Origin of the sequence: Christiangramia sediminis (assembly GCF_020552705.1) — a bacterium.
In the GTDB taxonomy this organism is placed as follows: domain Bacteria; phylum Bacteroidota; class Bacteroidia; order Flavobacteriales; family Flavobacteriaceae; genus Christiangramia; species Christiangramia sediminis.
Genome location: NZ_JAJBZG010000005.1, coordinates 258,551 through 275,457, shown reverse-complemented (window position 1 = coordinate 275,457; position 16,907 = coordinate 258,551). Strand labels below are relative to the sequence as shown.

Genomic DNA, 16,907 nt, shown 5'->3' with positions numbered 1-16,907 from the left:
CAAAAACATACAATATGGGTATCAAAAGTTTTATGGGTAAGCGTGCAGCCCCAGAAAAACCTGCTGAAACACCAATTTCAGTTAGGGATTATATGACAGAGCATCTGGTAACCTTCACAGAATCTGAAAATATCATGGATGTGATGGAAAAACTTATCAAACATGGAATATCCGGCGGTTGTGTAGTAAATGAGAAAATGGAGTTATTGGGGATGATCTCTGAAGGTGATTGTGTGAAAGAGATTTCAGACAGTCGTTATTATAATATGCCAATGAGTGATCTCACCGTGGGAAAACGTATGGTAAAAAAAGTAGAAACTATAGATGGCAATATGAATGTTCTGGAGGCAGCAAGAAAGTTCACAGAATTAAAGTTCAGGCGTTTTCCTATTGTTGAAAATGGTAGACTGGTAGGACAAATAAGTCAGAGAGATGTCTTAAGAGCAGCGATAAAACTTAGAGGAAACACCTGGACTTATTAATTATTTTCACGAATTTCTGACTGCCGCATGGGCATGGAATCTATAAGATCAAAAATTTCTTTGGTTTCAACTAGCCTATATTGCCTTAATTTGACCCCACCATCCAATCCAATAAGGATGACTTCAAAATCTGCTGCTTTCTTTTTTTTATTCTTTTTATAAAAACTGGAATCCTGCCATTCTGATACCTCAGGTAAAACAATTTGCTTTTTATGTGGGAGATGATGAATTAACTTTAGCTTCCGGTCATTAAATCCATCCATTTCGTTTTTAAACAGCTCCAGTTGTTCCTGAAATTTTTGAGAATTTATAGAATCTGTAAAAACTACTATTAACCTGTTTTTCCATTGAAAATCAGCTATAGATTGTGAGGTCATGGTTGAATAGGTAATTAAAGTAAGAACGAAGATTAATAATTTTTTCATGATCTATAAGATAAGAACAGGAAGGCATATTTTATTTCAAACGAATACTAATTTCTTCTTACCAAAGCATAAAAGTCATTTTCCAGCTTTAAATAACCCTGGTCGTACACGAAGAAATACTGATTTCCTGTTTTTGTAATATAGATACTGGTAAAGTACTCAAAGTTAAAGCCTTTGGAGAGTAGTTTGGTTCTGGAAACGGAGGTCTTTTCATTTGGATTTAATTCTTCCAGAATACGATAATTCTTGCGAAGCAGGTTGTTTGTATTCCTTATAAGTTTAGTGGAATCCTTATTCGCTTGGTTATGATAGGCATTTCGGCAATAATCGCTGCAAAACTTCTTATCGGTCCGGCCTATAATTTTCTCTCCGCATTCCGGGCAAGATTTTTCCATATTGAAATATAGTTAAAATCTTAATTACACGGAAACAGGAAAATAAAACTAGTTGAAAACATGTGTTTGAAAGATCGGCATCCAAACGTCTTCATAGATGCTTTTAGTAAAACTAGTTTTCGATTCTTCCACAGTAGTATTAAATTGTTCCTCTTCATCGCCAGCAGAAACATTTACAGCGATTTGCCATTCCTCATCAGATATTTTGGTTCCTGTAATTTCTCCTTCTGTAATATATTTTATATAACTAACGCTTGCCGATGAACCTATCACCGCTTTAGCTTCATCAAAATTATCAGGATTCAACGTGAATTCTGTATCTGCAGGATCTATTTCGAAATAGACAATTTTAGTAACCTCATCATCGGCTACCATTTCGTTTGGGTTTTGATATTGTAATAGCTTAAAAACCAATTTTTCTCCTCCCAAAACATCGATTTTCAGCAATTCGTTATAAGAATCTGCATTTTCATCAGGCTCAATCTGAAGTTTTGAATTTTCAAAAAATGCATGGTAATTATCAAGACTTTCTCCGGAAGTAAGATGTGGCCTTATTGATTTCTTAATAATATAAATTCCGGTTTCTTCTTCAATTTCAAAATCGGCACCAGAAATACTTAGCTCATTGATCTTTGTAGAAGAACAACAACCTTCGGTAATCATTTCTGCATCTATTGAAAGTTTGAAAATTTCTTCCTCTCCGTACTGGATGCTGTACTCTGAACTGTTAGCGGTTCTAATTCTTAGAATATTTAAATCATTTTCGGTAATGAAGTCATAATTCACTTCAGCACCTGAAGAGGTATTAGTAACTTCTATTTCGGGACCTGAAATTATACTCCCCGCAATATTTTCTCCGGTTTCAATATCCACAATTTTGAATTCTAATAGTGCAGATCCCTCTGCACAAAGTCTGGCAGAACAATCTGAATCATCATCATCGCTACAGCTTTGAATTGAAATTACTGTAAATAAAAATAAATATTTGAGAATGGTTTTCATATAAAGAGCTTAGGTTGATTATTAGGTTTATAATAGAAACAATATTATTCAGGTCTAAATGTTCCTGACGCCTGAACCTCGAAGCTTGTTTCCGGAATATCATTTTCTGCTTCGATCAATGCTTCCACATCTAAAGTTACATTCCATCGAAGATCTCCCGTTTTTTCGCCATCAATAATCCCTGAGGTCACCTGGAAAAATCCCGTGTTTCCACAAAAGCAAAATCTACCCAGATAGGTTCTGGCCTTTTCAAAGTCGGACTCATCCAATGTAAAATCCCCGGTATTTTGATCTAACTCAAAATAGACAACTTCGGTAAACTCATCATCAGCAATTTCGGGTCGCCCTTCCGTGGAAAATTTATATTCAAAAACCAGTTTATCTCCCTCGCCCACCTCAATAAAAGTTCCATTCTCCGTTTCGTTAATAACAAGAGTAGAATTTTGATAGACTATATAATCAGTATTTTCTGGATTTTCGCCATCGTCAGATTTACTACAGGAAAACAGCAGGAGGCAGGCAAGGAATAAAAGGACAGACTTCTTCATGTTTTAAGGATGTTTCAATAGATAGATGGGATAAAAACGAAAAGGTTGCGTTAATTGTTTTCCTTTGTATTAAATTCATAAGCTCTTTCAACCTTTGAAATTCTAATATGGTAGGAGCTATACCACTTTTCTTTTCCTAATTTTTGAGCTAAAAGATGATCTGAATTATTTTTCCAATCCTGAATACTTGCGAGATCTTTCCAATAGGATATACTGATCCCTATTTCTGATCTGGCCGATTCAAAACCCAGGTAGCCTAGTTGTTCTTTCGCGAGCTGCTCCATTTTTTCAGCCATTTCAGCATATCCTTCCTGATCCTTTTTCAATAAAGAAGTAAATATCACCGCATAATAGGGCGGTTTTGGCATTGTTGCGATCATACTTTTTGAAATAAGAGACTTAATATTCTGGGAAGTTCATTATTATCCTCATCAAAATATTCATTGAATTTTTTAAGCTGAAAACCTGCCGACCGGGCGGCATCGAAAAATTCTGAAATATGATGGGTATAAGTTTTAAGTTCAATTAGTCCATCTTTTTCGGAATCAAATCTTGCCTTGGTGCCTTTGTATTGTTTAAAAGGATGTAATTCAGATACAAAAAAGTATCCGTCCTTATTCAGTTTCGAAAATGCCTGCTTAAAAATAAATTCAAGGTCTTCTATATGTTCCAGAATTAAGTTGCAGGTGATAAGGTTATATTTCTCTATAGACCAGTCCCAGTTTTGAGTAATATCAGCCTTTTGAAAAATGACATTTTCGCTGTTGATCTTCTTCTTGGCGATTCCAAGCATCTCTTCTGAAAAATCTACCGCCAATATTTTTGAAGCTTTGGTTTGGAGCCATTCGGTATTTTTTCCCGTACCGCAGCCAAGTTCCAATACACTATTGAAAACTAAATTTTCCAGATTGTCCCGGGTGATCCGTTTATCCAGATCACGAGTCAGGTTCTTGTTATGGTCATATTGTGAAGACCATTGATCGTAAGCTTTTTCAATACTCATAAGCTTATTTAATTAGTTATATCCCTTTGTGAGTTTATAAAAGCTAATCTTGGCGCTAGAAAATAGCCGGTTAAACTTGCAAAAAGGATTGGGATAAAATGTCCGAAACCTGTTAAAGTGGCCAGTAAGATCGTGGTGCTCATTGGAGTTCTGGTTACACAGGTATTTATTGCTGCCATACAGCTAACCACTGCCAGAGACAGATTAACAGAGGGGAACAACTGGTTTATTATCACTCCCAGGGTTGCGCCCACAAAAAAAAGCGGAATGATAAATCCTCCCCTCCAACCGGAAGTAACCGTTATCGCAATTGCAATAATTTTGAAAACCAGAATGGCAATTAGTAACGTTAAGGTGAATTCTCCACCTAAAAGCTCATTGATCTCATGATGTCCAAAATACCTGGTTAACGGAAAATAAAATGCTATGATTCCAAGACAAATTCCGCCAATTAAAGTTTTAATATAAATTGGTATGGGTTGGCGATCAAAAAGAGCCTTAAAAAATTTAGTGCAGAAAATAAATGCCCATCCCAAGCAAGCTCCAATAATTGCGAATAGAACCGCATATCCAAAATCAAAAATCCCTGAATACTCGTAGGCAGATAAATTCCAGATGGGCCCTAATCCCAGGTGTATGATCAATGCAAACACCAGATAACTAAAACAACTTGCCACAAAAGCTGGAATAATGGCTTTGTAATATTCAACTGCATGTTTGTGGTGAAGAATTTCCAGAGAAAATAAACTTCCGCCTAGCGGGGCACCGAAAAGCGCAGTAAAACCTGAGGCCATCCCCGCAATACTTAAAGATCTTAACTCTTCTCCTTTAAGTCTGAAAATCTTGCCCAACCAGCTTCCCGTAGAGCCCGTGACCTGCACCAGCGGAGCTTCCGGTCCCAGGCTTCCTCCCGACGCCACACACAACAACGAGGAAAGTATCATGGAGGGATTATTTTTAGGATCCAGCTTTCCTTTATTAAAGCGAACATTATTTACAATTAAATCTATCTCTCCAGGATCACCGATAAAATGAATAATTAGTCCTGCCAGTAAACCGCAAATTGCCATAACGGGAATTACCTGCCAGCCATCAAAAAAGGCCAGGCTGTGAGTTAAAAATTCAAGGCCTATCCAGTATATTCCGGCTATTATTCCTCCCATTAATCCAAGCAGTGCCCATAATAGAAAAGAGCGACTAAAAAGAAAGGGATTAAATCTTACAGGTTGATCTAGAATATTTAAATAGCTAACTAGTTTTCTTCTTCTTTTTAATTTCACTTTTCCTGGAATAAAATAGAGTAGTTCTCTTGTTATAAAAGCTAGACACATTTTTAAATGTGGGCTTTAAATATATGAAATAGAGGCTGAAAGTTTATAGGATTAGTTTAGAAGTAATTTATAAGCTCAATATGAAGATCGTTCTAAGAATTATTTTTTTAAACAAAACCAATGGATTCGGGAACTTATCCATTTTTAAACGTTTACAAACGAAAGTAAACACATACAAATACTTTCCAGACGAATAAAGCTTTGAAGCTGTCACATCTTTGTCCTGTTGAAATGAACGAATGATTTTCAGCTGCAATAAATTCTATAGTTATGAGCACTTTAAGAAACACAGTACAATTGATTGGACATGTAGGTAATGAGCCTGAGATCGTAAATCTTGAATCAGGAAAGAAACTGGCAAAATTTTCAGTAGCCACAAATGAAAGCTATAAAAATGCTAAAGGAGAAAAAGTAACCGATACGCAATGGCACAATATCGTTGCCTGGGGTAAAACTGCCGAACTGGTTGAAAATTATGTCCCTAAAGGCAAAGAAGTGGGAATTGAAGGTAAACTTACCAGCCGGAGCTACGAAGATAAGGATGGGGTAAAAAGATATATTACCGAGGTGGTATGCCATGAATTACTTTTATTGGGGAAGTAATAGACCTGTTTTAAAATAAAATACCCCGCTAGCAGCGGGGTATTTATTTTTTAATTATCAACCTTTTCAAAAATAGATTTCCTGCGCCAGTCTGTAGGTATTTGCATGAGCCTCGATAATGAGTTTGATCTCTTTAGAATAACCACCACCCATACTGCATTCTACAGGAATTTTAAGATCATGACAGGTTTGTAAAACAAAACGATCTCTTTCTTTACAACCTGAAATAGAGCAGGAAAGTCTGCCCAGTTTATCGGTATCAAGAATATCCACGCCGCAGAGATAAAATATGAAATCGGGACTGGTTTTTTCTATAAGATCGGGGAGGGTAGATTTTAATTTTTTAAGATATTCAGCATCCCTGGTTCCATCTGGCAGTTCAATATCCAGGTCAGAATTTTCCTTTTTGAAGGGATAATTTCCCTTTCCATGCATGGAAAAGGTGAATACGGAATCGTCATTTTTAAAAATTTCGGCAGTTCCATTACCCTGGTGAACATCTAGATCCACGATTAGGATCTTTTTGGACAAATCTTTTTTCTGAAGATATCGTGCTCCAATCGCCTGGTCGTTCAGCAAGCAAAAAGCTTCAGCCCTGTTAGAAAAAGCATGATGAGTTCCACCCGCAATATTCATCGCAATGCCATTTTCTAGCGCATAATCACAGGCTTTAATGGTTCCATCAGCAATGATCTGCTCACGGTCTACTAATGCCTGAGAAAGTGGAAATCCCGAAACTCGTATTTCCTTTTTAGATAATTCTAAATTTCGAAGTCGGTTATAATAGCTTTTATCATGTACCGCTAATATGGGCTCTTTTTCAGGAAAATCCGGTTGAAAGAAATTAGCCTGATTACAGGTACCTTCATGCAAGAGCTGTTTCGGCAGCAGATCATATTTTTCCATGGGAAAGCGGTGGCCTTCCGGCAGGGGATGTTTATAGATCGGGTGAAAGGCTATTTTGAGCATAGAGAAAACCTCCAAGGTTTTTAAAACCTTGGAGGTTTATTATTAATTTATCGTTGTTCCACTTTTAACGCCATCTTCATCTGGATTCACAAATACCAGCTTTCCTTCAGCATTTTCGGTCATTAAGATCATGCCTTCACTTTCTACTCCGCGAAGCTTTCTTGGAGCAAGGTTTACCAGAACGGTCACTTTCTTCCCGATGATATCTTCGGCTTTAAAATGTTCAGCGATTCCTGAAACCACGGTTCTTTTATCTATTCCCGTATCCACTTTTAAAACCATTAGTTTTTTGGTTTTAGGCATTTTTTCAGCCTCAATGATGGTTCCAACACGAAGATCCATTTTGGTGAAATCTTCAAAAGTGGCGATATCTTTTTGTGGTTCTGCTTTCTGGTCTTCCATGGCGTTCGCTGTTTTAGTAGCTTCTAATTTTTCCAGTTGTTTTTCCATTTGCTCATCTTCGATCTTACTGAAAAGCAATTCAGCTTTTCCGATCTGATGTCCTCCCGGAATAAGGGCTTCTTTCGTTCCTATAATATCCCAGTCTGGCGTATTATCTGAATTCTCACCCACGTGATTCAACATTTTTTTCAGTTTCGCTGAGGTAAATGGGAGGAATGGTTCACTGATAATTGATAAAGCTGAAGCGATCTGAAGCGCTACATACATGATTGTCTTTACTCTTTCTGCATCGGTCTTGATCAGTTTCCAGGGCTCTTCATCAGCAAGGTATTTATTCCCAAGCCTGGCCAGGTTCATTAATTCACCCTGAGCCTCTCTGAATCTATATCTCTCAATAGAGCTAGCGATTACCGCCGGGTAGGCTTTTAATTCAGCGATGGTTTTCTCGTCCACTTCTGAATAGGCTCCCGGTTCAGGAACAATTCCGTCGTAATATTTATTCGTTAGCACCACCACCCGGTTAATGAAATTTCCGAAGATGGCCACCAGTTCATTATTATTTCTAGCCTGGAAGTCCTTCCAGGTAAAGTCATTATCTTTTGTTTCCGGAGCATTTGCCGTCAGTACATATCTTAAAACATCCTGTTGACCCGGGAAGTCTTCCAGGTATTCATGCAGCCATACCGCCCAGTTCTTGGAAGTGGAAAGTTTCTTTCCTTCCAGGTTCAGAAATTCGTTGGCGGGAACATTTTCCGGAAGTATATATTCTCCATGAGCTTTCAGCATCACCGGAAAAATGATACAGTGAAAGACGATATTATCCTTTCCTATAAAATGAATCAGCTTGGTATTTTCATCTTTCCAGTAGGGCTCCCAGTCTTTACCTTCACGTTCGGCCCATTCTTTGGTAGATGAGATATAACCAATAGGAGCATCGAACCATACATATAGCACTTTGCCCTCGCCGCCTTCAACAGGTACAGGAATTCCCCAGTCCAGGTCACGGGTTACCGCCCGGGCTCGAAGCCCGTCGTCTATCCAGGATTTCACCTGACCATATACATTAGATTTCCAATCTGATTTATGTCCTTTTAAAATCCATTCTTTTAGGAAATCTTCATATTGATCTAAGGGTAAAAACCAATGCCTGGTTTCCTTTAAAGTAGGAACTGCCCCGGTAATGGCCGATTTTGGGTTTATAAGATCTGTTGCATTTAGGGAAGTTCCGCAGCTTTCGCACTGATCACCATAAGCTTCTTCGTTTCCACATTTTGGGCATGTTCCGGTCACGAACCTATCGGCAAGAAATTGTCCTGCTTCCTCATCGTACAATTGCTCGGTAGATTCTTCAATGAATTTACCATCCTCATACATTTTTTTGAAAAATGCCGAAGCCGTATCATGATGAGTCTTTCCTGAAGTACGTGAATAATTGTCAAATGTTATCCCAAAATCTTCAAAGGACTTTTTAATGATCCCGTTGTATTTATCGACTACATCCTGCGGAGTAACTCCTTCTTTTTTCGCTTTGATGGTAATTGGCACACCGTGCTCATCACTACCACAAACAAAGGCAACATCGTGCCCCTGCATTCGAAGAAAGCGGGAATAAATATCTGCCGGAACATAAACGCCGGCCAAATGTCCAATATGAATAGGCCCGTTAGTATATGGCAAGGCCGCTGTAATCGTAAATCTCTGAGGATTTTTGTTCATTATTCTAAGTCCTTTTTTAAGAGCCGTAAAGTTAAGCAAAGGTGTTTGAATACGCGTTAAATTCTTGTAAAAGGCAAAAGGCCTGCGGAATATCTTTCTACTTTTACCTAAAATCAACTCGAAATGCGTAAAATAATTTTAATTGTAACAGTAGTCTTAATGGCTGCCTGTAATTCTGCGAAAAAAGGAACTTCCGGAAGTACTTATAAATATACCGTGGAGAATCTTGAAAGAATGAATTCTGATGATCTTACTCAAAATTATCCCGATGCGAATATTGCGGAGGGCACAGATATGTTTGAAGAAGGCACAGATGAAAGGCCATATACCATTCTATATCCCGAAACCGCCGATGAATTACATATCACCTGGCAGGATAAGAATAGAACCAGGATACACGACCTTAGATATTCCAATAAGGGGAAGTGGAAATCTGCAACAGGAGTAGATATAGGAACAACTTATGCCGAGCTTAATAAAATGAACGGAAAGAATATCTCTTTTTACGGTTTTGGATGGGATTATAGCGGTGCGGTAGACTGGAATGGCGGAAAACTTGAAAAAAGTGGATTAAGAGTATTTCTAAGTCCTGGAAATAAGCCTGCCAATAAATTCTATGGAGATAAGATTATAGATGCTACTCCTGAAGAGATCGAAGCTCTAGATCTTAAAGTGGGATCTATTGTTATTAATTACGCGATATAGAAAAAAGTAGATCATGGCAGAGCATAACGAACTTGGGAAAAAAGGGGAGAAGCTGGCTGTGGAATATTTAAGGCTGAAGGAATACGAGATCCTTGAATTGAATTACCGCTATCAAAAAGCCGAGGTAGATATTATTGCCAGAAGGGCAAATACCTTAATTGCTGCGGAAGTAAAAACCCGAAGTACTCCCGAGTTCGGGAATCCCCAGGATTTTGTAAAACCCAAACAAATTCAGCAGTTGGTGAAGGCGGTGAATCATTATGTTGAAGAGCAGGACTTAGATGTTGATGTGAGATTTGATATTATTGCGATCATTAAAAACAAAGCGGGAACTAAGATTGAGCATATTCAAGATGCATTTTTGTATTTCTAAAAATAAAAAAGGCCGGTCCAAGACCAGCCTTTTTTCAATTATCTTTAATAATATCTTACCAGATTCTTACTCTTTCTTCTGGTTTCACGTACATAGCATCACCCTCTTCAATAGCGAATGCGTCATACCACGCATCGATATTTTGAAGTGGAACATAGGCTCTGTACATGCCAGGAGAATGTGAGTCTGTCTTAATCCTGTTTCTTAAAGCTTCCTCACGCATTTTAGTTCTCCAAACTGTAGCCCAGGAAAGGAAGAAACGTTGTTCCGGAGTAAATCCATCAATTTTTCCGGGATTCTCATTTTCTTCAAGGTGAATCTGAAGTCCGTCATATGCGGCATTTACACCTCCAAGGTCACCAATGTTCTCTCCAAGAGTGAATTTTCCGTTGATGTACACACTGTCCATAACTTCAATAGCGCTGTATTGTTCAGCAAGATCGTTCCCAAGCTCTTCAAACTGCTCAAGATCTTTCTCTGTCCACCAGTTGTTGAGGTTTCCTTCAGCATCAAAACGAGCACCGCTATCATCAAATCCGTGAGAGATCTCATGCCCGATCACAGCTCCAATTCCACCATAATTTACAGCGGCATCGGCTTTGTAATCATAAAATGGAGGTTGTAGAATAGCCGCCGGGAATACGATCTCATTATAGCGAGGATTGTAATATGCATTTACGGTTTGAGGAGACATGAACCATTCTGTTTTATCTACGGGTTCTCCGAGATCTGCCATATTTTCGGCTACTCTCCATTTTTGGGCGTTCAGCATATTCTGGAAATAAGAACCTCCATCAGCAGGGCTTACGATCTCAAGATCGCTGTAGTCTTTCCACTCATCCGGATATCCAATCTTAACATTGAAAGTACTCAGTTTTTCCAGTGCTTTCTTTTTAGTGTCTTCACTCATCCAGCTTAGATTGTTAATTCTATTCTCATAAGCTTTCAGAATATTTGCAACCATCTCCTGAGCTTTCTCCTTCGCTTCCGCCGGGAAGTGCTCTTCTACATACAATTTACCAAGAGCTTCACCAAGAACCCCATTTATGCTTCCAAGTGCTCTTTCATCTCTAGGTCTCTGTTCTTTAGCTCCACCAAGAGTTTTGCTATAGAATTCCCATGATTCACGCTCCAGATCTGTAGTTAATGAAGATGCAGCACTATTAAAAAGATCCCATTTTAAATAAGTCTTCCAGTCTTCTACTGAGTTTTCAGCAAAAATTCCCTGTAGCGCTTTCATATAACCTGGCTGAGAAACGATAATGGTATCAAGCTCTTTAGCTCCAATTCCATCAAAATATTCTTTCCACTGCATTGCCGGAGTCGTTTTTTGAAGTTCGGCAATGGTCATTGGGTTATAAGTTTTTCTAGCATCACGACGTTCTACTTTATCCAAACGAGGTTCGGCTAGTTTAGTTTCAAAAGCCAGAATAGTTTCAGCAGCTTTTGAAGCTTCTTCTTCAGAATAATCTATATACTGAAGCATGTCTGCGATATAGGCTTTATACTTTTCTCTCTTATCTTTAGAATCTGAATCCTGGGTGAGGTAATAATCTCTTTCCGGAAGACCTAAACCAGATGGATTAAGATAAGCAGCATTCATATCGGAATTCTTGCTATCGGCACCCACGCCAAATGAAAAGAATCCGGCGCTACCATATTCACTCATTTCTACCAGGAAGTCCTGAAGATCTTCCTTAGACTGAATAGCGTCTATTTTTGCCAAATACGGCTTAACCGGCTCCACACCCTGCTCATTTCTACTTACCGTATCCATGATGCTCTTGTAAAGGAAAACAGCTTTGCCCTGGTCTGTAGACCCGTCCAGGCTATCACTGTTAGCGGTCTTCTCTAAAAGTGCCAGCGCATCTTCATCGGTTCTTTGACGTAATTCGTCAAAACTTCCCCAACGGGTACGGTCGTCTGGAATTTCTGTGCTATCCAGCCAGGTTCCATTCACATAACGGAAAAAGTCCTCTTTGGGAGTAGTTGTGGTATCCATATAGGCAAGATTAATACCATGGACCTGATCATCTTTTTCTTCAACTTTTTTATCTTCGTCATCACAGGCCGTTAAAAGTCCGGCTCCTACTATTGACAAAAGAAGAAATCTGTTTATTTTTTTCATTGTTTTAATTGATAAATATAAATATGCCGGCTAAAGTAAAAAATCTGCCAAAAAATCAAAGGATTTATGAGCAGATCTTTAATGTTAAGTTGTTGCGATTCAAAAACTAAGAAAGAATCTTTCAGTTTCCCTAAAGAATGATTTTTAGAGAAGCCTACAATTTTAGAGCCTAGTTCTTCTTTATTTTTGAGATCAGTTTTTCATCAAACTTCTTTTTTAATTCGGTGATCTCATCCACATTTTCATTTGGAATTGTAATGGAAAGCACATAGTGATGAATTTTCCAGGTGCCATTCTCTTTCATAAGTACCCCGGAACCTCGACAAATTCCCATATGAGTATCTAAAAGCTCATCAAACCATGCTACCCGGGTATTCTCATGGACATATAAATTTCTTTCCAGCGTAGAAAAACTCCATGCTTTTCCGGCTTCAAAATAAGGCTTTGAGAATTTTTTAAATTTGGGTAAGGTCCAGTTTTCAGTGGCATCAGTTCCAATAAAAACAGCATCTTCGGTCATCTGGTTGAAATAATCTTCAAAATTAGCCGATGCAGCAGCCTTATGCCATTCGCCAATGGTCTTATTAATCTGTCTTTTTGCAGCTTTAATATTTTCCTCAGTGTTTTTAACCTGTGCATTTAGCCCATTTGCGAAAAAGAAGCTGACGAGAACTAGAGATATGAGTATAGATTTTTTCATTGATCAGATATTTCTAAAAATTATGATTCGTTAGTTTTTTCAGGAATTGAATCCTGTTCTCTTTCCATTTTTTCAAATTCATCAAGTTCCTTCTCAAAGTCCTCCAGGGATTTTAAGAAAATCTCGTTCATCTGGAGTTTGAGATTGGTAAATTCCTGATGTAATTCTTTGGTGGTCTGTGCGATATCTTCTGCATCTGGCTCCTGCTTCCCGGAATATTGTTTTAGCAGTTGCGCTTTGGTATTTACCACATTTAGCCTTGATTCCACCGCAACCGATTTCAAACTATCGGGAACAGAATTTTTGAGAGACTCCATGATCTGGGCAATGGCGGGAGCATTAATCATTACCTGATTAATAGTTGAATTCTCCAGTCTTTTTATTTCATTTTGCGCGGTAATATATTCTACCCAGTTAAGCGCAAATTTTCGGGCTTCAGGTTCTAGTGAAAACTCAACTTTTTCAATTTTCAATTCTTTCTGAAAAGCCGTGGTATCCAAGGCATTTTGAATGGAGTTTTCCCCATCTTTTTCCGTTTTACACGAAATTATAGCCAGAATCAAGCTGAAACAGATCAGTTTTTTCATAAAATGGAATTCAAAGTATTACAAAGTTATTCATTATTTGCTGATATACTTCAGAATTAAATAGTATTGAAGAATTGTTAAAGAAGAACGTCAAGAAAATACTAAGATTACGAATTCCTCTGTAGAAATAAATATATTTGCAAAAAATTTAATTTATGGCCGGAAGGATTTTGATTATTGGTGCCTGCGGACAAATTGGTACTGAACTTACATTAAAATTGAGAGAGATTCATGGGAATGATCAGGTGATCGCCAGTGATATTAGGGAAGGTGCGGAAGAATTGATGGAGTCTGGTCCCTTTGAAATTTTGAATGCTACCGATGATGCTCATATAAGAAAGGTAATTCATGATTACGAAGTAAAGGAAGTTTACCTGATGGCGGCTATGCTTAGTGCCACTGCTGAAAAAGCTCCTATGAAAGCCTGGGATCTAAATATGGATTCTCTGTTTCATATTCTAAATATCGCGAAAGAAGGAATTATAGATAAGATATTCTGGCCTTCCAGTATAGCGGTTTTTGGGCCTACTACTCCTAAAGACAATACTCCTCAAACTACCGTTATGGAACCTACCACGGTTTACGGTATAAGTAAACAAACCGGGGAGAGATGGTGTGAATATTTTCATCGTAAATTCGGGGTGGATGTTAGAAGTTTAAGGTATCCTGGGATCATTAGTTATAAGACCCTGCCCGGCGGAGGAACTACAGATTATGCTATTGAAATATTTCATGAAGCTCTAAAAAATTCAGCATATACAAGTTTTCTTGCTGAAGATGCAGGACTGCCAATGATGTATATGGATGATGCCATTAAGGCTACCGTTGAAATTATGGAAGCTCCGGCTGAAAAGATTAAAGTAAGGTCTTCTTACAATCTTGCGGCAATGAGTTTCACTCCTGAAGTTTTAGCCAGCGAGATAAAAAAACATATTAAAAATTTTGAAATCTCTTACGACCCGGATTTTAGACAAAGTATTGCTGAATCCTGGCCTTCCAGTATAGATGATTCCACCGCCAGGGAAGACTGGGGATGGAAGCATGAGTTCGACCTGGAAAAGCTCACCACGACCATGCTTAAAGGAGTTAGTGCAACTTTAAAGACACAGAATTAGAAATAAGAAAAGCCGCTAAAAAGCGGCTTTTTACTTTGTACTCACAAAAAAAGGTTTATTCGATCACGCGTACTTCAGTAGCGTTTACTCCTTTTTTTCCTTCTGTTTCTTCGTACTCCACTCTATCTCCTTCCTGGAGAGTTTCACCGTTTAAACCAGTGATGTGTACGAAAATGTCTCTTTTGGTGTCGTCGTTGGTAATGAATCCATAACCTTTAGATTCATTGAAAAATTTTACTGTGCCTTGCATAAAAATAATAATTAATAAAGAACAAACATAATAGATAAAATTTTATATTAAGCTGAAAATCAGAATTTTTTATGATTTTTTTGTGGAAATCTAGTCTATTCCTTTGTTTCTCATTTTTTTCATATTCTCCTCAGAGAGAGTGTAATCCTTTAATTTTTTACCTCTCCAGCGTATAACTAAGAAGATAGGCATCAGTATAAAAGCACTTGCCAGAACAGAAATTCCAATGATCCTGTCGCCGGTCAAAACTCTGTCGGTTAATCTAAAATAGAACCCCACGGCAATGGCTATTAAAATTGCAATTCCGAGTATTTTCATGAATAATTTCATCTCACTGGTTTTTATAATAAGTTTTCGTTTAGACTAAACGGTTACTTCAATTAATTTTTTACGGTAAGCGGTTAGAAGTTTTGATTTTGAAATAAATCCAACATAATTACCTTTTTCCACTACTGGGAGATTCCAGGCATTACTTTCCTGAAACTTCTTCATAATGGTTTTCATCCGATCGTTTTCAATATCTATTATTTCAGGTGCCTGTTGCATGATATCCTGAACTTTAACTTCATCGTATAATTTTTCATTGAACATGATAGATCTAATATCGTCCAGAAGGATGATCCCCATGAATTTACGATTTTCATCGATGACCGGAAAAATATTGCGGGAAGATTTTACCACACCCTGATGTATCACATCCCCCAAATTCATATCTATCTCCAGTGGAATAAAATTCTTTTCCACAACCTGAGAAATATTCATTAGGGTAAGCACAGTTTGATCTTTATCGTGGGTAAGCAAATCTCCGCGTTGTGCCAGTTCCATGGTATAAACAGAATGTGGTTGAAATTTACTCGTGATCATATATGAGATGGCCGCGGTGATCATAAGCGGAATAAAAAGTTCGTACCCATGGGTTAGTTCTGCAATAAGGAAAATGGCAGTTAATGGCGCATGTAAAACCCCCGCCATGAGACCGGCCATACCCACAAGCGTGAAATTACTCACCGAGATCTGGTGTTTAAAAATGCCCAGATTATTAATTATTAAGGCAAAACAATGTCCCATCGCACTACCCATAAATAAGACCGGGGCAAAAATTCCACCGACACCTCCTGCGCTAAAGGTTAGGGAAGATGCGATGATCTTGAAGATCACAAGTCCCGCTAGCAGGATAATAACCACCCAGATATTTTCCAGGTAGGCATTGAATAAATTGGTGCCTAAGGCCTGAAGATAGTTTTCCTGAAGCAGATTATTTATCACATTATAACCTTCCCCATAGAGCGGAGGAATAAAGTAAATAAGAGTTCCCAGCCCCAGACCTGCAATAATGAGCCTGACAAAAGGCGAAGTTATTTTAGCCAGAAGTTTCGTAGATCCAAAATAGACCTTGGAGAAATATATAGAACAAACCGATGCCAGGATTCCTAAGAGGATATAATAGGGAACTTCAGAAATAGTGAATGCGTCTTCTAATTTAAATGGAAGGATTATTTCACTTCCGAAGAAGAAATAGGAGGTAAGAATCGCGGAAACAGATGCTATTAGTAAGGGTAGGAGTGAAGCCAGGGTTAGATCCAGACTGAAAACTTCTATGGCGAAAATAATAGCTGCAATGGGTGCTTTAAAAATTGAAGACATCGCACCTGCTGCTGCACAGCCAATAAGTAAAGTTCTTGAAGCCTGATTCATTAAAAAGATGCGGGAAATATTTGAACCTAATGAAGCCCCTGTAGCAACGGTGGGTCCCTCTAATCCTACAGAACCACCAAAACCCACCGTAATGGGTGCCGTGATCAAAGATGCGTACATCTGGAAGCGTTTCATGATCCCTTTTTGCCTTGATATGGCATATAATGTGGTAGGGATGCCGTGTCCTACATTTCTTTTAAAAATGAATTTAATGATGAGGTAAACTAAGAGTAAACCTATTACGGGAAATATAAAATAGAAAGCATCGTGATATTTTACAATAAATTCTCCTTCTAATAAAGACTGGATCAAATGCGTAAGGTTCTTGATGATCACCGCAAAAATTCCTGCTATAAAACCAATTATCGCACTTAAAAACATCAAAAACTGGCGATGGGAAAGGTTTCTGGATTTCCAGTTCAAAAATCTATGTAAAAAAGAATTTCTGAATTTCGCCACTCTCTGATAATTAGCTTGT

General features: G+C 38.1%; 20 protein-coding genes. 5 read left to right on the top strand and 15 right to left on the bottom strand.

The window, feature by feature from the left end; genetic code table 11:
• The first annotated feature begins 14 nt into the window (after positions 1–14).
• Positions 15–482: a CBS domain-containing protein gene (locus LGQ90_RS10605; protein WP_229340930.1), complete on the top strand. Its 468-nt coding sequence runs from the start codon at positions 15–17 to the stop codon at positions 480–482.
• On the opposite strand, the gene LGQ90_RS10600 is transcribed toward LGQ90_RS10605, so the two are convergent.
• Genes LGQ90_RS10600 through LGQ90_RS10570 form a run of 7 tightly spaced genes read right to left on the bottom strand, consistent with a single transcriptional unit; the run spans position 479 to position 5,135 of the window.
• Entirely contained in the window at positions 479–907 is a 429-nt protein-coding gene (locus LGQ90_RS10600) for a DUF4174 domain-containing protein (protein WP_229340928.1), read from the bottom strand. The two genes, LGQ90_RS10605 and LGQ90_RS10600, sit on opposite strands and share 4 nt — an antisense overlap.
• A gap of 47 nt (positions 908–954) precedes the next feature.
• Complete coding sequence (locus LGQ90_RS10595; protein ID WP_229340926.1) at positions 955–1,302, bottom strand: hypothetical protein; 348 nt, start codon at positions 1,300–1,302, stop codon at positions 955–957.
• A 48-nt stretch (positions 1,303–1,350) separates the two neighbouring features.
• Positions 1,351–2,304: a hypothetical protein gene (locus tag LGQ90_RS10590; RefSeq protein WP_229340924.1), complete on the bottom strand. Its 954-nt coding sequence runs from the start codon at positions 2,302–2,304 to the stop codon at positions 1,351–1,353.
• Between the two features lie 44 nt (positions 2,305–2,348).
• Entirely contained in the window at positions 2,349–2,852 is a 504-nt protein-coding gene (locus tag LGQ90_RS10585) for a hypothetical protein (RefSeq protein ID WP_229340922.1), read from the bottom strand.
• Between the two features lie 50 nt (positions 2,853–2,902).
• On the bottom strand, positions 2,903–3,232 hold the full coding sequence (locus LGQ90_RS10580; protein ID WP_229340920.1) for an antibiotic biosynthesis monooxygenase family protein: 330 nt from the start codon (positions 3,230–3,232) through the stop codon (positions 2,903–2,905).
• Positions 3,229–3,855, bottom strand: coding sequence for a class I SAM-dependent DNA methyltransferase (locus LGQ90_RS10575; RefSeq protein ID WP_229340918.1), 627 nt, complete (start codon positions 3,853–3,855; stop codon positions 3,229–3,231). Before LGQ90_RS10575 ends, LGQ90_RS10580 begins: the two co-directional genes overlap by 4 nt.
• An 8-nt stretch (positions 3,856–3,863) precedes the next feature.
• The gene (locus LGQ90_RS10570) at positions 3,864–5,135 is read right to left on the bottom strand and encodes a chloride channel protein (protein WP_229342429.1); all 1,272 of its coding nucleotides are present in this window, start codon (positions 5,133–5,135) and stop codon (positions 3,864–3,866) included.
• 321 nt (positions 5,136–5,456) lie between these two features.
• On the opposite strand from LGQ90_RS10570, the gene LGQ90_RS10565 reads away from it, so the two are divergent.
• Positions 5,457–5,789, top strand: coding sequence for a single-stranded DNA-binding protein (locus tag LGQ90_RS10565; protein WP_229340916.1), 333 nt, complete (start codon positions 5,457–5,459; stop codon positions 5,787–5,789).
• A gap of 66 nt (positions 5,790–5,855) precedes the next feature.
• On the opposite strand, the gene LGQ90_RS10560 is transcribed toward LGQ90_RS10565, so the two are convergent.
• Positions 5,856–6,758: a histone deacetylase family protein gene (locus LGQ90_RS10560; RefSeq protein ID WP_229340914.1), complete on the bottom strand. Its 903-nt coding sequence runs from the start codon at positions 6,756–6,758 to the stop codon at positions 5,856–5,858.
• Between the two features lie 42 nt (positions 6,759–6,800).
• Positions 6,801–8,876, bottom strand: coding sequence for a methionine--tRNA ligase (gene metG / locus LGQ90_RS10555; protein ID WP_229340912.1), 2,076 nt, complete (start codon positions 8,874–8,876; stop codon positions 6,801–6,803).
• A gap of 123 nt (positions 8,877–8,999) precedes the next feature.
• Here metG and LGQ90_RS10550 point away from each other — a divergent pair, with 123 nt between their 5' ends.
• Complete coding sequence (locus LGQ90_RS10550) at positions 9,000–9,581, top strand: hypothetical protein (protein ID WP_229340910.1); 582 nt, start codon at positions 9,000–9,002, stop codon at positions 9,579–9,581.
• A gap of 13 nt (positions 9,582–9,594) precedes the next feature.
• On the top strand, positions 9,595–9,954 hold the full coding sequence (locus LGQ90_RS10545) for a YraN family protein (protein ID WP_229340908.1): 360 nt from the start codon (positions 9,595–9,597) through the stop codon (positions 9,952–9,954).
• A 55-nt stretch (positions 9,955–10,009) separates the two neighbouring features.
• Here the strand turns inward: LGQ90_RS10545 and LGQ90_RS10540 are convergent, their stop codons facing one another.
• From LGQ90_RS10540 to LGQ90_RS10530, 3 genes are all read right to left on the bottom strand, one after another.
• A complete protein-coding gene (locus LGQ90_RS10540) occupies positions 10,010–12,082 on the bottom strand; it encodes a M13 family metallopeptidase (RefSeq protein WP_229340906.1) in 2,073 nt (690 codons plus the stop codon).
• Between the two features lie 169 nt (positions 12,083–12,251).
• A complete protein-coding gene (locus tag LGQ90_RS10535) occupies positions 12,252–12,782 on the bottom strand; it encodes a nuclear transport factor 2 family protein (protein WP_229340904.1) in 531 nt (176 codons plus the stop codon).
• A 20-nt stretch (positions 12,783–12,802) separates the two neighbouring features.
• Positions 12,803–13,369 (bottom strand): hypothetical protein, encoded by a 567-nt coding sequence (locus LGQ90_RS10530; protein WP_229340901.1) that lies wholly within the window; start codon positions 13,367–13,369, stop codon positions 12,803–12,805.
• Positions 13,370–13,524: 155 nt separating this feature from the next.
• Between LGQ90_RS10530 and LGQ90_RS10525 the strand changes: the two genes are divergently transcribed.
• A complete protein-coding gene (locus LGQ90_RS10525) occupies positions 13,525–14,484 on the top strand; it encodes an NAD-dependent epimerase/dehydratase family protein (protein ID WP_229340899.1) in 960 nt (319 codons plus the stop codon).
• A 55-nt stretch (positions 14,485–14,539) separates the two neighbouring features.
• On the opposite strand, the gene LGQ90_RS10520 is transcribed toward LGQ90_RS10525, so the two are convergent.
• The 3 genes from LGQ90_RS10520 to LGQ90_RS10510 all read right to left on the bottom strand — a co-directional run bounded on the left by LGQ90_RS10520 (position 14,540) and on the right by LGQ90_RS10510 (position 16,888).
• On the bottom strand, positions 14,540–14,734 hold the full coding sequence (locus tag LGQ90_RS10520) for a cold-shock protein (RefSeq protein ID WP_011710938.1): 195 nt from the start codon (positions 14,732–14,734) through the stop codon (positions 14,540–14,542).
• A gap of 90 nt (positions 14,735–14,824) precedes the next feature.
• A complete protein-coding gene (locus tag LGQ90_RS10515; protein ID WP_229340897.1) occupies positions 14,825–15,064 on the bottom strand; it encodes a hypothetical protein in 240 nt (79 codons plus the stop codon).
• Positions 15,065–15,097: 33 nt separating this feature from the next.
• Positions 15,098–16,888: a chloride channel protein gene (locus LGQ90_RS10510; protein ID WP_229340895.1), complete on the bottom strand. Its 1,791-nt coding sequence runs from the start codon at positions 16,886–16,888 to the stop codon at positions 15,098–15,100.
• Positions 16,889–16,907 lie beyond the last annotated feature (19 nt).